Source organism: Paenibacillus sp. P2(2022) (genome assembly GCF_029522175.1).
Lineage (GTDB): Bacteria > Bacillota > Bacilli > Paenibacillales > Paenibacillaceae > Paenibacillus > Paenibacillus polymyxa.
This window is the reverse complement of record NZ_JAKWFI010000014.1, coordinates 50,102-65,715: the sequence shown is the minus strand read 5'-3', so window position 1 is coordinate 65,715 and position 15,614 is coordinate 50,102. Positions and strand designations below refer to the sequence as shown.

The window sequence follows — 15,614 nt, the reverse complement described above, 5'->3', positions numbered from 1 at the left end:
GCTTCTAACTAACCCCGCTCGACTTGCATGTATTAGGCACGCCGCCAGCGTTCGTCCTGAGCCAGGATCAAACTCTCCATTAAAGACCAACCGAAGTTGGTTATAGAAAGAGCGATTAGCTCATTTTGAAACTGACGAGATAAAATATCTCATTGTTTGATTTTACGAACAAAATCATTTTACTCACTCGTTGTTCAGTTTTCAAAGATCAAACATTCGTTGTTTGCTTTAGAGTAACTCTCGTTCCCCTCAGCAACTTTTATAGTATATCATGCTATTCAGGTTTGTGTCAACACTTTTTTTTCAAAAGTGTTTTTCGCTTCTTTATTTCAACACTTGAAGCGACAAGAAAGAATATATCATATCTTCACTATATTGCGCAACTATTTTTTTTTGAAAAGACCCAGTTAAGTAACAATACACTCGATATAAAGCTCTCTTTGAAGCATAAGGTTAATGATCTCCCCCTCTACTTGAATCAACGGACGAGTCGGGTGATCTCGATCAGCAAAAATAATTTCCCCTGTACGGTTATCATTCAGACGCACCTTGGTCCCATTATTAAATTGGGTTAGCTTTTGAATTAAGACTTGCACGACACTTGGGTCCAGCTTTCCAAATGATTCTGATTTAATTTGCTCTAGAACCAGATAAGGCGATTGGGCAGGTCGGTATGTTTTTTCTAGAGTCATGGCATGGAATACATCAGCCACCCCTACGATTTTAGCGTATATATGAATTTGCTCTCCCTTAAGGCGCAATGGATATCCAGTACCGTCCACTTTCTCATGATGCTGAAGAGCTGCCAAACGTACACCTTCGTTAATAGCCTTCACATTTTTAAGCATTTGGTATCCTAGTGATGTATGGAGGCGTACTTCTTCTTGCTCTTCTCGTGTTAGTTGGGAGGGCTTGTACAGAATGGACGGGTCCATCTTAGCATTCCCTATATCATGAAGCAATCCGGCAAAAGCCACCTGCATCCAATCCTTTTGAGGCAACCCAATCCATTGTGCAATGGAGTAAGAGGTAAGGGAGGTTAGCACGGCATTGTGAAAAATATAGTCCACTTCGATCATAGCAGGCGGAGTATAGGTCATTACATTATAGCGTTGGATATGTGCCAGCAAGGACTCCAGTTGTCCGCGCAACTCATATATAGATAAATTAGAGACAAGTACAGATTGAAACGCATTCTTAACAAGCATCACCATTTTGTCATACTCATCCTGGAATTGTTCGGCTTCATCTCGCCCATCTAACGAAACTCCCTGCGATTCAGCTGTCCCAGATCGAACAGTGGCAGGCTCGCTACTGGGTTTTGCAATATCATCCGTCCCTACCTCTACTTGTTGAATCAGGAACGCCTCTAAAATCTCTAAGTCACGTGGTAGCAAAATACGCCCTTTCGGTAGCAGCAAGCTGCCCATTTCAGTAAAAATGTCGCTTTGCAATTTAAGTCCTGCTTTTAATTCGGATACGGGTACAGTTGTCATGGTCAACCTCTCTGTTCTCACAACAGCTGCTCCAGCTGCCAGTTATGATGTCATTATATTACTTGGAAATGATCCTGTACATTCATTTTATGCCATTTAAAACGTGCTGGTCTGAATTGGTCAACCTGAACAAGAAAAAAAGACTCTCTTGACCAAATAGCCAGAGAGTCTCTTCAATCTAAATGTGTTGCTTCTATATTCAGGGCTTATTCGTCCCCAGAAGATTCTGGATCGTTACCTTCCGTATCTTCTGCATTCGCTCCAAGAGTTGGTTCAGCAGATGACAGAGTTGGCTCCTCACCAGTTCCTCCATCCTCTAATAAATCCTCAAGCAGTTCATCTTGCTCCTCATTCTTGTTCGCCCGACAAACCGTTGCAACCGAATCATCATCGCGAATATTAATCAATCTTACCCCTTGCGTATTCCGACCCATCGTGGAGATTTCCCCCATGCTAGTCCGGATCAAGGTGCCACTAGCTGTAATAATCATCAAGTCCTCTTCCGCTTTTACTACCTTGAGGCCGACCACTGGACCATTTTTATCGGTAACGTTAATCGTCTTGATCCCCTTGCCTCCACGGCTCTGGATACGATAATCCACAGCAGGGGTACGTTTGCCATAACCCTTGGCCGTTACGATCAAAATATCCAGGTCGGTATTGACGATATCCATGCCGATTACAGCATCGCTTTCGTCAAGACTAATCCCTTTAACTCCTGTAGCGCTACGCCCCATAGATCGTACGTCACTTTCAGGGAAGCGGATAGACATACCTTGTGCTGTACCGATAATCATTTCCTGCTGTCCATCAGTCAGCTTCACTTCGATCAGGGCGTCATCTTCACGCAAATTAATGGCAATCAGGCCGCCTTTGCGGATATTCGCATAGTCATCAAGAGGTGTTTTCTTAATAATCCCATGCTGGGTCGCAAAGAATAGATAACTATCCTCCACAAATTCCTCAATTGGAATTACTGCATTGATCGACTCACCCTGCTCAATCTGAATCAGGTTAATAATCGGTGTCCCCCGAGCTGTCCGGCTTAAATCCGGAATCTCATAGGCCTTAATCCGGTATACCTTGCCCTTGTCCGTAAAGAATAACAAATGATGATGTGAATTCGTAATGAACAGATGCTCTACGAAGTCCTCATCTTTGGTATCCATACCTACTACACCACGACCACCGCGTTTTTGACTACGATACGTAGTAACAGGGAGGCGTTTGATATATCCAGTATGGGTTACAGTAATAATAACGTCTTCACGCGGAATGAGATCCTCATCCAGAATACTTTCTTCACCCACTGTAATTTCAGTGCGACGTTCATCGGCGAAGCGTCCTTTCAACTCATTCAGCTCTTCGCTAATGATGTTGAGTACCAGATGCTCATTCGCCAAAATTTCGCGGTATTCCATTATCTTTTGAATTAGCTCGTTATATTCGTTCTCGATCTTCTCACGTTCCAAACCGGTTAAGCGTTGCAGACGCATATCGAGAATAGCCTGAGCCTGCTCAAGAGTCAGTGAGAAACGCTCAATCAGTCCTTCACGGGCTGCTTCTGCAGTTTGGGAAGAACGAATCAAGGAAATAACTTCGTCCAGATGGTCAAGAGCAATACGCAAGCCTTCCAGAATATGTGCTCTAGCTTCGGCTTTTTTCAGATCAAATTCTGTCCGACGACGAATAACCTCAACCTGATGCTTGAGATAATAATACAAGACATCTTTCAGGTTCAAAATCTTCGGCTCATTGTTTACAATCGCAAGCATATTGATACCGAAATTGGACTGCATGGCCGTATGTTTAAACAAATTATTCAGAACGACGTTCGGGTTCACATCTCTACGCAACTCGATCACAATACGCATACCCGTACGGTCGGATTCATCGCGAAGATCCGTAATGCCCTCAATACGCTTGTCACGTACTAGTTCAGCAATTTTCTCGACCAGACGAGCCTTATTCACTTGGTAAGGCAGCTCATGCACGATAATCCGTGCTTTATTGCCAATTTCCTCTATGGTGGTCTTCGCACGCATAGTCACAGATCCGCGGCCAGTCTGGTACGCCTGACGAATGCCTGAGCGACCTAAGATATAACCTGCTGTCGGGAAATCGGGCCCTTGAATGTAATCCATAAGTTCCATCGGCGTAATGTCAGGGTTTTCGATCAGTGCTTGTACACCATCGATAACCTCTCCCAAGTTATGCGGAGGAATGTTGGTTGCCATACCAACTGCAATCCCGCCGACACCGTTAACCAGCAAGTTAGGATAACGTGCAGGCAATACGACAGGCTCGTTCTCTTCACCATCGTAGTTAGGCATAAAATCAACGGTCTCTTTGTTCAAATCACGGAGCATTTCCATGGCAATCTTGGACAGCCGTGCTTCAGTGTAACGCATTGCTGCTGCCATATCTCCATCCACGGAGCCAAAGTTACCGTGTCCATCCACCAACATATAACGCAAGGAAAAATCCTGCGCCATCCGCACCATCGTATCATATACAGCCGTATCACCATGAGGGTGATACTTACCGATAACTTCACCGACGATTCTTGCCGATTTTTTATAAGGCTTATCTGGCGACATGCCTAGCTCGGACATCGCGTACAGAATACGACGGTGTACCGGCTTCAGTCCGTCCCGCACATCAGGCAAGGCACGGCTAACAATAATACTCATGGCATAATCCATAAAGGATTCGCGCATTTCCACTCCGATATCCCTATTGATGATTTGCGAGTTATTTTGATCCGCCATGCTGGTCCTCCTTCTCATCCTTCAATACAGCGCTCTCTATGTGAAAAGCCTAACAAGACACTGCCTATATACTCCGCTCCTTGCGCAGGATTTTGGCTGAAATCCTCATCTGTATAATTATATTACTTTCACAAAAAGAGCACAATTAAACGCATTTGTCCTCTTTACAGCGTAAAACCCTCGTCATTCCCCTTCTGCCTGTAGCAGATTGCTATTTTCTTGTACAACTTACAAGCCCTGATTATAACAAATTCCCCTGAACTGGGGATTAGCCCCCACCCTAAGGGCCTTTTCCACATACAATACGTATACGGTCAGGGTTCTACTTAGCAAAATTCCGAAAAACGCCGTATTTCTCTATTATATCATTGTTTTACGCGCTTGTCCTTTAGTTTCCCTTGTTTTGTTAAAGGGTGTGAATTCCAGGTACATGACTCATAATTCGAAAAGAAAGGGATGAGAATACTTGTCTATTCAGCGAGTATCCAGTAAGTGGGCCAAAACAAATGCCATTCTTCCCCATCCGACATTGGCCGCTTATATACCGGAAACACGTTTGTACACGTTTGAGCATCTGAATGAAATGTTGGCGGTGTATGGAACTGTCTATATTAAGCCGGATAATGGTACCTACGGCAAAGGGGTTATGCGTGCAGAAAGGCAGACAGAGCAGCTTCCGCCGACAGAAGAAGGAATCATCGAGGAGAGAACTTGGTATGTACTTCGCTATGAAGTAGATATCCTCACCTTTGAAAGCCTGGATGAGCTGCATAGGGTGGTTTCTTCTCGTATAAAGAAACGTCCATATCTGATACAGCGCGGAATTCCTCTTCTTCAGCATGAAGCCCGTCCCTTCGATCTGAGGGTATTGACCCAGATGAACTTGAGACATCACTGGGAAACAACGCTTATTGTAGGACGTGTAGCTGCTCCTGACAAAGTCGTCACCAATCATCACAGCGGTGGGACAACGCGTTTTTTCAATGAACTGGTGGCTCCATATATGGATGTAAAGGAAGCCGTACGACTGGAGCAAAAATTATCGAAAATGGGAGAGCGAGTAGCCTGGCAGCTACAAAAAAAATACCCTCGTTTAAGGGAAATCGGGTTAGATGTGGGATTGGACCAGCAAAACTATCCATGGATTTTGGAGGTCAATACAAGACCAGCCATCAAAGTGTTCGCTTCCCTCCCAAATAAAAGCCTCTATCATAAAATATTCAGATATGCAGTAGGCTACGGCCGGTATACGGCATCCACAGGTAAACCTGTACGCTCTAAGAAAAAGGCCTAAAACATTGAAATTAAATATTCAAATCCATCCGGGCTGGTTAATGACAAGAAAAGGGACGCCCATTTGGGCGCCCCTTGTACACTCTTGCTTATACAACCCTAATGAACAGATAACATAGCCATCAGGATGGAATAACACACATTAGAAATCTAGGTTTTTCACGTACTTCGCATGTTCTTGGATAAAGTCACGGCGAGGCTCTACATTGTCACCCATTAAGGTATTGAACAGTGTATCAGCCAGCATCGCGTCACTGACAGTTACCTGCAGCATTGTACGGCTCTCTGGGTCCATCGTGGTTTCCCAAAGTTGGGTCGCATTCATCTCACCCAAACCTTTATAGCGCTGTACATTGTACTTCGCATTTTCTCCAAATTCCTTGATGATCTCGTCACGTTCCGCTTCAGAGTTCGCATAACGCACAACTTTGTTACGCTCAACTTTGAATAGTGGTGGCTGAGCAATGTATATATAGCCTGCATCAATGATTTTGCGCATGTAGCGATAAAAGAATGTCAGCAACAATGTGCGAATATGAGCACCATCGACATCGGCATCTGTCATGATAATAACCTTGTGGTAACGGGCTTTGCTGATGTCAAAATCATCTCCAATCCCTGTACCCATTGCTGTTACCATTGACCGTATTTCATCACTGGACAAAATACGGTCCAAGCGTGCCTTTTCCACATTCAGGATCTTACCGCGAATTGGCAAAATCGCTTGAAAGTGACGATCACGCCCCTGCTTGGCCGATCCCCCTGCTGAGTCACCTTCGACGATGTACAGTTCACTGATCGAAGCATCCTTAGAGGAGCAATCCGCCAGCTTACCTGGGAGCGAACTGATTTCCAGCGCACTTTTGCGACGTGTAAGTTCACGCGCTTTGCGTGCTGCTTCCCGGGCACGAGCTGCTTGTAACGATTTATCAACTACACGGCGGGAGACGGACGGGTTCTCCTCCAGAAATTCCTGAAGTTTCTCTGCGAACAGGGACTCGACAATTCCTCGAACTTCACTGTTGCCAAGCTTTGTTTTAGTCTGACCCTCAAACTGTGGTTCAGGAATTTTGACGGAGATAATCGCTGTCAAACCTTCGCGTACATCGTCACCAGTCAAATTGGCATTGTTGTCCTTAATTAAGCCATTTTTGCGTGCATAATCGTTAATAATCCGGGTTAATGCACTCTTGAAACCTGATTCATGAGTTCCGCCCTCATGAGTATTGATATTGTTGGCGAAAGAATAAATATTCTCGGTATAGCTGTCGTTATATTGCAATGCAACTTCCACTTGAATCATGTCACGAGAGCCTTCGACATAAATCGGCTGTTCATGCAGGGCTTCTCTTTTTTGATTCAGAAACTGCACATATTCACTGATTCCACCCTCATAGTGGAATGTATCGCTGGCGCCTGTCCGTTCATCGGTCAAGCTAATTGCAATGCCTTTGTTCAGGAAAGCCAGCTCACGAATCCGCGTCTGCAGCGTATCATAGTCATATACGGTCGTTTCGGTAAAGATTTGTTCGTCCGGATAGAAGGTCGTTTGGGTACCTGTCTCTTCGGTGTCACCGATGACTCTGACATCATACTGTGGGGCACCACGATGGTATTCCTGCTCATATACATGTCCATCCCGTTTAACATGAACAATCATTTTGCTGGAGAGCGCGTTCACCACGGATACACCAACCCCGTGCAGACCACCAGACACCTTGTACCCTCCGCCTCCGAATTTACCACCTGCGTGAAGTACGGTCATTACGACTTCCAGCGCTGATTTTTTCATTTTGGCGTGTTCACTTACCGGAATACCGCGGCCGTTATCTGTAACGGTAATGCTATTATCTTTGTGAACGACAACTTGAATGCTGTTACAATAACCCGCCAGCGCTTCGTCAATACTGTTGTCCACAACTTCCCAGACCAGATGATGGAGCCCCTTGGCGCTCGTGGAGCCAATATACATCCCGGGACGTTTCCGAACCGCTTCCAGGCCTTCGAGGACCTGAATCTCGCCCGCATCATAAGACGGTTGATTCATAGACATGCCTTTCACCTACTTCTATAGATTTCTATGGTTAAGCATTGGCAACAAACTGGTTTGCCCGCTTTTTGAGTGTTGTTGAGGAGATGGGGGAATAATACACCGTATTCTGAGTCACTACGATGGACTTGGCTTCCTCTTCGCCAATCATCTCGACATGCTTTTGCTGTTGGGCGTGGTTCACGTATTGTTTGGAGATTTTAGAGGATTTTTCAATCGAGATATCGAAAATAGCCACAAGCTCGGACGAGCGGATGATCTTTTCTCCACCCAGATGAATATACATAGCAGTCACTCACTCCTTAGTGTTCCACATGCCCGTCGTGGACGTGATAAATATGGGCACCCTTAAGTCGTTCTGCGTTCAACGTCTCAATCCCGGTTGCCGTGATAAAGGTCTGTACCTTGCTTTGGAAAGTCTCGATCAGTTGAGTCTGACGATAGGGATCCAGCTCGGACAACACATCATCCAGCAGCAGGATAGGATACTCCCCAATTTCCTCATGAATTAATTCTATTTCGGCCAGCTTCAAAGACAGGGCCGTCGTCCGCTGCTGCCCCTGAGAGCCATACGTATGCACTTCTCTGCCGTTAATGGCAAAGGCCAAATCATCACGATGGGGTCCCGCCAAAGTCATGCCACGGCGGATTTCCTGTTCCCTCATTTGGGATAACTTTATCATAAATCGCTCCAATAAGACAGCTTCATCTTCTTCCTCTGGCTCACCGAAGGAGGGAACATAGGTTAATTTTAACTCTTCTGTCCCCCCTGCAATCCCTTCATGAATGGCTTGGGCCCACTTTTGTAGCTTTGTTATAAATTGTTTCCGCTTTTTTACAATTTTAACACCATGCTCAACAAGTTGCTCATCCCATACCTCCAGCATCAGCTGCACGGACGCCATATCTTTACCCCAAGCTTGCTTGAGCAGATTATTTCGCTGAACCAGCACTTTCTGATATTGCTGCAAATGATACAAATATCCTGGCGCAACCTGTCCGATTTCCATGTCAAGAAACCGGCGGCGAACCCCCGGTGTTCCTTTGACAATTTCCAGATCCTCGGGCGCAAACATGACCACGTTTAACGAACCGATAAAATCGCTCAACTTTCGCTGCTCTAGCCCGTTGATCTTTGCTTTTTTGCCTTGTGTGGATAACGAGAGATCCAATCTGATTTTCCCGTATTTTTTATCCACATCGGCAGCTAGATGGGTGGAAGTAGCCCCGAAAGAAATTAATTCCTTATCGCGGGACGTTCGGTGACTTTTAGTCAAGGCCAATACAAAAATCGCCTCAACCAGATTCGTTTTGCCTTGCGCATTTTGTCCGATCAGCAAATTAACGGGCCCGAATTCATTCAGCTCCAACTGTTGATAGTTCCGGTACTGCTGCAAAACAATGTTGTTCACAAACACATAGGGTCCCCCTTGTTATTCCGCACCTAAAAGGAGTCCTTGCCGTTCAGGCGATCATGCTCCTGCCGTAACCTCGAAACGTCCAATGTCCTCTACTTCTACGGTATCGCCTGGGTACAATTTTCTCCCCCGACGTTCTTCTGGCTCACCATTAACGCGGACTTGTCCCTCCTGCAGCAGGGCTTTAGCCATGCCTCCTGTGGATACACAATCGGCTAATTTCAAAAATTGATCGAGCTTGATGTATTCGGTCTGTATAGATATTGGTTTCAAGGCCTGTTCATCCTTTCGCTTGTTCGGGTGGGTGACGCTAGTTGGTTGTGCGATATGGCAGGATGATGTACAGCGCATTGCTAGAATCTGCCGGTTTTAAAATAATGGGGCTCATAATGCCAGTAAAAGCAATCGTCAGCTGCTCGCTATCAATCACCTTCAGCACGTCGAGCATATATTTGGAGTTGAACGAGATTTTGAGTGGCTCTCCCTCAAATTTAGACACATTTACTTCCTCACGCACTTTACCAAGTTCAGATGAGCTGGAGGAAATCTCTAGATCACCGTTTTCCAACGATTGCATTTTTACAATATTCGTTTTTTCCTCACGGGACAACAAATAAGCACGGTCAATAGACTCGCTCAAACTTTTTGTGTCCACAACCAGTTCTGTTTTGTAGGAAGTCGGAATAATTCTAGAAGTATCAGGATAGGTGCCATCCAAGATGCGGGAATAAAATAACACGCGATCCACCTTAAATAATACCTGATTGTCCGCTACGACGATATCCACAAGCATATTTTGATCCGGAATAATTCTGCTCAGCTCATTGAGCGTTTTACCTGCAATGACAACATTGCTAAAACGCAAGCCTTCAGAGGTCTCCAAATGAGCGCTGCGGGTGGCAAGGCGGTGGCGGTCCGTGGCGACAAATTTCAATTCACCCTCAGCCAGATTCCACAATACACCCGTCAAAATAGGTGTCGTTTCATGGGTAGAGATGGAGAATACCGTCTGTTTAATCATATTTTTAAGCAAATCACCTGGCACAGAGATGACTTGATTTTCTTCAATGTTGGGCAGCACCGGGAATTCCTCAGGGTCCAAACCAACGATTTGAATTTCAGTAGCACCGGATGAGATAAAGGTTTGGAATTGGTCTTTTACCTCCATGCGGATCTCCTGAGACGGCAACTTTTTAATAATTTCGACAAAGAATTTAGCGGGCAGCACTACACTGCCAGGTTGTTCGATCTGAACGACAGTTTGGTCACCATCCTCCATCGGAATAAAGGATTGAATAGAGATGTCTGTATCGCTGGCGGTCAGTGTGACTCCCTGGTGATTCACATCCAGCTTAATACCACTCAGAATTGGAATGGTAGTCCGACTGGATATCGCTTTGGATACATGTTGTATAGCCTCGTTCAAAACGTTTTTCAGAATGCTAATCTTCATAAGTTCCTCCTACGGGTTTTAATCCTGCAAGCACGCGTTGACGCGGGCCTTATATAGGTGATGTATATCTTTAAAATATATTAGTAATAGTAATAGGCGCACTGAATATGTGGATAACTATCTGCAACCCTAATAAAATCAAGCCTATCCACATGTGTATAAATTGTGTATAGGCTCTGAACTTGTTCAGGTTGGATTTTTGATTTTTTCTATTAGGTTGTTGATAACTTTAAATAGATCCTGATCCACTTGAATGGATTTGGAGATTTTTTCGTGCGCATGAATGACAGTCGTATGATCACGACCACCAAAAGCTTCGCCGATTTTCGGCAAAGAATAGTCGGTTAGCTCACGGGAAAGATACATGGCAATCTGCCGTGGAAAAGCTACAGCCTTCGTCCGCTTACGTGCTTTGAAATCTTCCAGTCGTAGATTATAAAATTCCCCGACTTGATGCTGTATATCCTGAATCGTGATCATTTTTGGACGGCTGGATGGGATAATATCCTTTAACGCCTCAGCCGCGAGATGGCTTGATACATCCTGATTGGTTAAGGAAGAATAAGCGACAACGCGAATGAGCGCCCCCTCCAGCTCACGGATGTTTGTATCAATTTGATTCGCGATATACATCATGGCCTCATTAGGAATATCCAGGTTTTCTGCCCGCGCCTTTTTCCGAAGAATAGCAATTCTCGTCTCCAAATCCGGCGGTTGAATATCCGTAATAAGTCCCCACTCGAAGCGAGAGCGCAGCCGTTCTTCCAGCGTTGGAATTTCTTTAGGCGGTCGATCGCTTGAGATTATAATCTGCTTGCGTTCCTCATGAAGCGCGTTGAACGTATGGAAAAATTCCTCTTGCGTCGATTCCTTGCCCGCAATGAATTGAATATCATCAATGAGCAAAATATCAATGTTGCGATATTTATTCCGGAAACTCTCTCCGCGGTTGTCCCTGATGGCATTAATGAACTCGTTCGTAAACTTCTCCGACGATAAATAAACGACCTTGCTGGTCGGATTATGCTCCAAAATATAGTGACCGATAGCATGCATCAGATGCGTTTTCCCCAGACCTACACCACCGTATAGAAACAGCGGATTGTAAGCTTTGGCCGGCGCCTCGGCGACGGCCAGCGATGCCGCGTGGGCAAAACGGTTCCCCGATCCAATGACAAATGTATCGAATGTATATTTGGGATTCAGCATATGGGATACAGCTTCTTCTTGAACGACCGGCTGCTGCTGAGGTTGTTGCTGAAGGTCAACCTCGGCGGGCTTGTTCTCTTCAATAACGAACTTGACCTCTAAATGTTTGCCCAAAATCTCATAAACCGTTGCTCCGACTAACTTGGTATAGCGGCTTTCAAGCCATTCCACGGCAAAAGTTGTCGGTGCAGAAATCACAATGGAGTGGTCATTTAGTTTCGCTGCCTTGGTAGCCTTAAACCAAGTGTCGTAACTCGGCTTACTCAGCTTGGTTTGTATGATGGATAGAATTTGCTGCCATAGTTCAGAGGTATGGCTGTCCACAGACGTCACTCCTTTTAAATCCTGACATTTTGCCGAATTAAGCTGCAGAGAGCTGCTCCCGGCGCTTCGGCAAAACGCCTAAAATCACAAAAATATTGTTGAAGGCCATAAAAAGACATACCGCCGCCTAAATCATGCGGCAGTGTAGTGAGAGAACGCAGCACAAAATGCCCTGAAAAATAGTATTGGAAAATTCCACTGCTGATCAGCAGAAGAAAGGCGATATTTCTCAGGAGGGATGTGCGGCACGATCCGTTCTCTTGATCCCGCAGGCCAAAACGGGACTGCAATATGTCGAAATCAAATGAAAAATGTAGAATATATCCCCAGAATCCCGAATCCGCACAAAAATAAAAAGATGGATAAATTGAACTTGTTCACAACTTTATCCACAGGGTGTTGATAATATGGAGGGTAAAACAACATATTCACATTCAAAAGTAATATCATCATAGCAAAAGAAGCCTTGTATTTCAATGACTCGTGGTTATTTATCCACAAATTCAATCTGTTGTGTACAATTTTTATTCACAACACAAGATATTGTTTATAATTTGTTCAGTTTTCGACAATAACTCTTTTTTGCTCTAAAATGTTATGCACAGGTTATGACCATTTAAATCACAATTCCATTCTTTTTGTGGATCTGTGTATAACATCCGTTGCCTTTTGGTTACACCGGGTTGTTTTTGTGTTGAAAATTTCCGGTAACGTTTCCGACAATATTTTTGACGAAACTGATAGTGGGGATTTGGAACGGCCTGGATTGAAGCCGTAAATGAATAGATGAAAAAAAGGGCAGTTTTTAGATAGGAACGTAAGCTACAGTAAAATGCTGATGAATGTTGATCATGGAGAAGAAACGAAAAAATCGGGATTAAAGGGATAGAAAAGAGTAGAGTGGGTGATGCAAAAAGAGGAAGAGGGCTTGTGAATGTGAAAAAGAGGGAGAGAATTCAGAAGTACATTGACTTTGACCGCTATTTGTGGTTAAATGTACAAAGGTGTTTTTTGTGGAGATTGCTATGTTAGGTATATTCCATATAAAACGTATTCCTTGTAAGGAGGTGCAGCACAATGAGACCGACTTTCAGACCGAATGTCAGCAAACGTAAAAAAGTTCACGGCTTCCGTAAAAGAATGAGCACGAAGAATGGCCGTAAAGTTTTGGCAGCTCGTCGCCAAAAAGGTAGAAAAGTATTGAGTGCGTAATGCGTGCATAAAGACCACTACGGTGGTCTTTTTTTTCATAATTGAAGTATTTATGGATCGGATGCTTCTTCTATTGTAGAAATGTAGTGTAAAAAGAGGGACAAGTCCTACATCCTGCTCTATATTAGATGAAGTTTTTGAAAACGGATATAAAATAAGCGAGATTACCATGTTGGAATATTGTCCATACTTCTTACTATATAAGAGGTAAGGATTGCTTACCGATATGTGTAAAAGAAATGAGCAAGGAGAAGCGCCGTGCAAAAAAAATTGCGTCTACGAAACCGGGCGGACTTTGGGCGCGTATACCGCCATGGCAAATCTTTTGCCAACCATCAGTTTGTGGTGTACTGGTTCCGCCGCAGAGAGGTAGAGCAGTTCCGCGTCGGAATTTCGGCTAGCAAGAAGATCGGCAATGCAGTTGTACGCAACCGGATGCGCAGGATCGTTAAGGAAATCGTGCGCCATCATGAGCAGGAATTGGTGGAGCAGATTGACCTGATTTTTATCGTTCGTAAGGGTGCGGTTACAAAGTCGTATCAAGAGCTGGAGAAAAGCGTGCTGCACGTTTTGCGCAAAGCCTCGCTGCTCAAGTCTACGCGCCGATAGTCAGTATCTTTGTCCTACAGGATATGGTATGATTTACGTTGGAATGGATTGGTTAAGAAAGGGGTTATGAAGTGTCGCGTTTGAAGACTCAACGAGGAAAATGGTTCCTCCTGATTGCCTTATTGGCACTTGTTGCTGTGCTGTCCGGATGTACCCAGGCGGCTCACAATTCTTACACGACGGCAGACTTGGCCAATGGATCTTGGTGGCAAAGATATGTCGTTTACTGGTTTTCGTATGCGCTGGATACATTTGCCCAATGGTTCTCTGGAGAATATGGCCTGGCCGTACTGATTCTGGTGATCATTGTGCGTACTATTATTTTGCCGCTTACACTCAAGCAAGTACGCAGTTCCAGAGCAATGCAGGCTATTCAGCCGCAATTAAAAGAAATTCAAGCGAAATACAAGGATACACCTGAGCGAGTCCAGCAAGAAACGATGAAATTGTTTCAAGAAAACAAGGTTAACCCAATGGCGGGCTGTCTGCCTTTGTTAGTACAGATGCCCATTTTCATCGCGCTTTATAATGCCATTTATTATAACTCGGCATTGCGGGATCATGACTTTTTGTGGCTCCAGTTAGGTAAACCGGATCACTTCTTTATCCTGCCGATTCTAGCAGCGATTACGACTTTTGTCCAAACTTGGATGATGATGAAAATGAATCCGACACCGCAGCAAGGACCCATGCAATTTTTGCTGTATGTCTATCCGGTGCTGATTCTATTCATGTCGTATAACTTCCCGTCTGCTTTGCCGTTGTACTGGTTTTTCAGTAATATTTACACGATTGTTCAAAACTATTTCCTTTATCGGAATAATGATAAGGACGCAGCATTGGCTAATGTAAAAACAGCGAGTCTCGCGAAAACAGGTTCCTCTAATAATAGTAAGAAAAAAGGCGGCAAAAACACGAAGGGGGCTAAAAAGTCGAGATGACCAAAGTCGTGACATCAGGAAAAACCGTTGAAGATGCTGTAAGACAAGGACTCTCCCAGCTGGGAGTAAGCCGTGAACGGGTAACCGTAAACGTGTTGGAACAGCCGTCAAAAGGATTCCTGGGGTGGCTAGGGGCCAAAAAGGCGAAGGTGGAGCTTACGCTGCTTTCTGAGCCGTCTCCTGAAACCACACACACGGCTGAACCTCATGTATCGGCTCAAGCACCTTCTGACGTGGGACAGGCTGTATCACAAGCTGGGTCTGTTGCGCAGGAAGCACAGATGAACATGGAAGCATCCAGGGGACATATAGACCCTTATGAAGAGGCGGTGCGTTTCATCCGTGAAACAGCTGCAGGAATGGGACTCGACGTCGAAGTCGATGTCCGTCATCGCAAGGATGAAAGTACACTGGATATCTCCGGTCCATCGCTCGGTATGCTGATTGGCCGCAGAGGACAGACATTAGATGCATTGCAGTACCTGACGAATATTGTTGCTAACCGTCATTCTGATAAATTTATCCGAATTGTGCTGGATGCCGAGCAATTTCGTGCACGTCGGCGGAAAACGCTGGAGGATTTGGCGGAACGATTAGCGAACCAGGCTGTTCGTTACGGCAAGGAAGTGGTACTGGAGCCAATGCCGTCCCAGGAGCGGAAGCTGATTCATGCCAAGCTCCAGCAGCATGCGCTGGTTAGAACATACAGCAAGGGGGACGAGCCTAATCGGCGCGTTGTCATTGCCAAGAAATAATCCGACGCAATGGCTCTCTGCAAGCTGCAGAAGCCATTGCTTTTTTTCTTATATTTCACACTGAAACGGGTGCCGTCCTTGAT

At 45.0% G+C, this 15,614-nt stretch carries 13 protein-coding genes and 1 rRNA gene; 5 read left to right on the top strand and 9 right to left on the bottom strand.

The window, feature by feature from the left end; translation table 11 throughout:
• The 3 genes from MMB75_RS24420 to gyrA form a co-directional block, all read right to left on the bottom strand.
• Nucleotides 1–83: ribosomal RNA gene (locus MMB75_RS24420) — 16S ribosomal RNA — on the bottom strand; the annotation flags it as partial.
• 324 nt (nucleotides 84–407) lie between these two features.
• A complete protein-coding gene (locus MMB75_RS24415) occupies nucleotides 408–1,496 on the bottom strand; it encodes an HD-GYP domain-containing protein (RefSeq protein WP_045244813.1) in 1,089 nt (362 codons plus the stop codon).
• Between the two features lie 206 nt (nucleotides 1,497–1,702).
• The gene (gyrA, locus tag MMB75_RS24410; RefSeq protein WP_045244812.1) at nucleotides 1,703–4,267 is read right to left on the bottom strand and encodes a DNA gyrase subunit A; all 2,565 of its coding nucleotides are present in this window, start codon (nucleotides 4,265–4,267) and stop codon (nucleotides 1,703–1,705) included.
• Between the two features lie 466 nt (nucleotides 4,268–4,733).
• Between gyrA and MMB75_RS24405 the strand changes: the two genes are divergently transcribed.
• On the top strand, nucleotides 4,734–5,561 hold the full coding sequence (locus tag MMB75_RS24405) for a YheC/YheD family protein (protein WP_045244811.1): 828 nt from the start codon (nucleotides 4,734–4,736) through the stop codon (nucleotides 5,559–5,561).
• A gap of 141 nt (nucleotides 5,562–5,702) precedes the next feature.
• Here the strand turns inward: MMB75_RS24405 and gyrB are convergent, their stop codons facing one another.
• The 6 genes from gyrB to dnaA all read right to left on the bottom strand — a co-directional run bounded on the left by gyrB (nucleotide 5,703) and on the right by dnaA (nucleotide 12,014).
• On the bottom strand, nucleotides 5,703–7,613 hold the full coding sequence (gene gyrB / locus MMB75_RS24400) for a DNA topoisomerase (ATP-hydrolyzing) subunit B (protein ID WP_016822438.1): 1,911 nt from the start codon (nucleotides 7,611–7,613) through the stop codon (nucleotides 5,703–5,705).
• Nucleotides 7,614–7,644: 31 nt separating this feature from the next.
• Nucleotides 7,645–7,896: an extracellular matrix regulator RemB gene (gene remB, locus MMB75_RS24395; protein ID WP_007433255.1), complete on the bottom strand. Its 252-nt coding sequence runs from the start codon at nucleotides 7,894–7,896 to the stop codon at nucleotides 7,645–7,647.
• Nucleotides 7,897–7,912: 16 nt separating this feature from the next.
• Nucleotides 7,913–9,028, bottom strand: coding sequence for a DNA replication/repair protein RecF (recF, locus tag MMB75_RS24390; RefSeq protein ID WP_045244810.1), 1,116 nt, complete (start codon nucleotides 9,026–9,028; stop codon nucleotides 7,913–7,915).
• 54 nt (nucleotides 9,029–9,082) lie between these two features.
• Nucleotides 9,083–9,301 carry a S4 domain-containing protein YaaA gene (yaaA, locus tag MMB75_RS24385; RefSeq protein WP_016822440.1) on the bottom strand — a complete coding sequence of 73 codons (219 nt, stop codon included), beginning with the start codon at nucleotides 9,299–9,301 and terminating at the stop codon, nucleotides 9,083–9,085.
• A 37-nt stretch (nucleotides 9,302–9,338) separates the two neighbouring features.
• Nucleotides 9,339–10,481 carry a DNA polymerase III subunit beta gene (gene dnaN / locus MMB75_RS24380; protein WP_016822441.1) on the bottom strand — a complete coding sequence of 381 codons (1,143 nt, stop codon included), beginning with the start codon at nucleotides 10,479–10,481 and terminating at the stop codon, nucleotides 9,339–9,341.
• Nucleotides 10,482–10,667: 186 nt separating this feature from the next.
• Entirely contained in the window at nucleotides 10,668–12,014 is a 1,347-nt protein-coding gene (gene dnaA, locus MMB75_RS24375; protein WP_013368644.1) for a chromosomal replication initiator protein DnaA, read from the bottom strand.
• 1,077 nt (nucleotides 12,015–13,091) lie between these two features.
• On the opposite strand from dnaA, the gene rpmH reads away from it, so the two are divergent.
• The 4 genes from rpmH (at nucleotide 13,092) to jag (ending at nucleotide 15,531) form a co-directional block, all read left to right on the top strand.
• Complete coding sequence (gene rpmH / locus MMB75_RS24370) at nucleotides 13,092–13,226, top strand: 50S ribosomal protein L34 (RefSeq protein ID WP_007433250.1); 135 nt, start codon at nucleotides 13,092–13,094, stop codon at nucleotides 13,224–13,226.
• Nucleotides 13,227–13,484: 258 nt separating this feature from the next.
• Nucleotides 13,485–13,835: a ribonuclease P protein component gene (gene rnpA, locus MMB75_RS24365; RefSeq protein ID WP_013373922.1), complete on the top strand. Its 351-nt coding sequence runs from the start codon at nucleotides 13,485–13,487 to the stop codon at nucleotides 13,833–13,835.
• 71 nt (nucleotides 13,836–13,906) lie between these two features.
• Nucleotides 13,907–14,776: a YidC/Oxa1 family membrane protein insertase gene (locus tag MMB75_RS24360; RefSeq protein WP_016822442.1), complete on the top strand. Its 870-nt coding sequence runs from the start codon at nucleotides 13,907–13,909 to the stop codon at nucleotides 14,774–14,776.
• Nucleotides 14,773–15,531 (top strand): RNA-binding cell elongation regulator Jag/EloR, encoded by a 759-nt coding sequence (gene jag, locus MMB75_RS24355; RefSeq protein WP_277511221.1) that lies wholly within the window; start codon nucleotides 14,773–14,775, stop codon nucleotides 15,529–15,531. Before MMB75_RS24360 ends, jag begins: the two co-directional genes overlap by 4 nt.
• The last annotated feature ends 83 nt before the right edge of the window (nucleotides 15,532–15,614 follow it).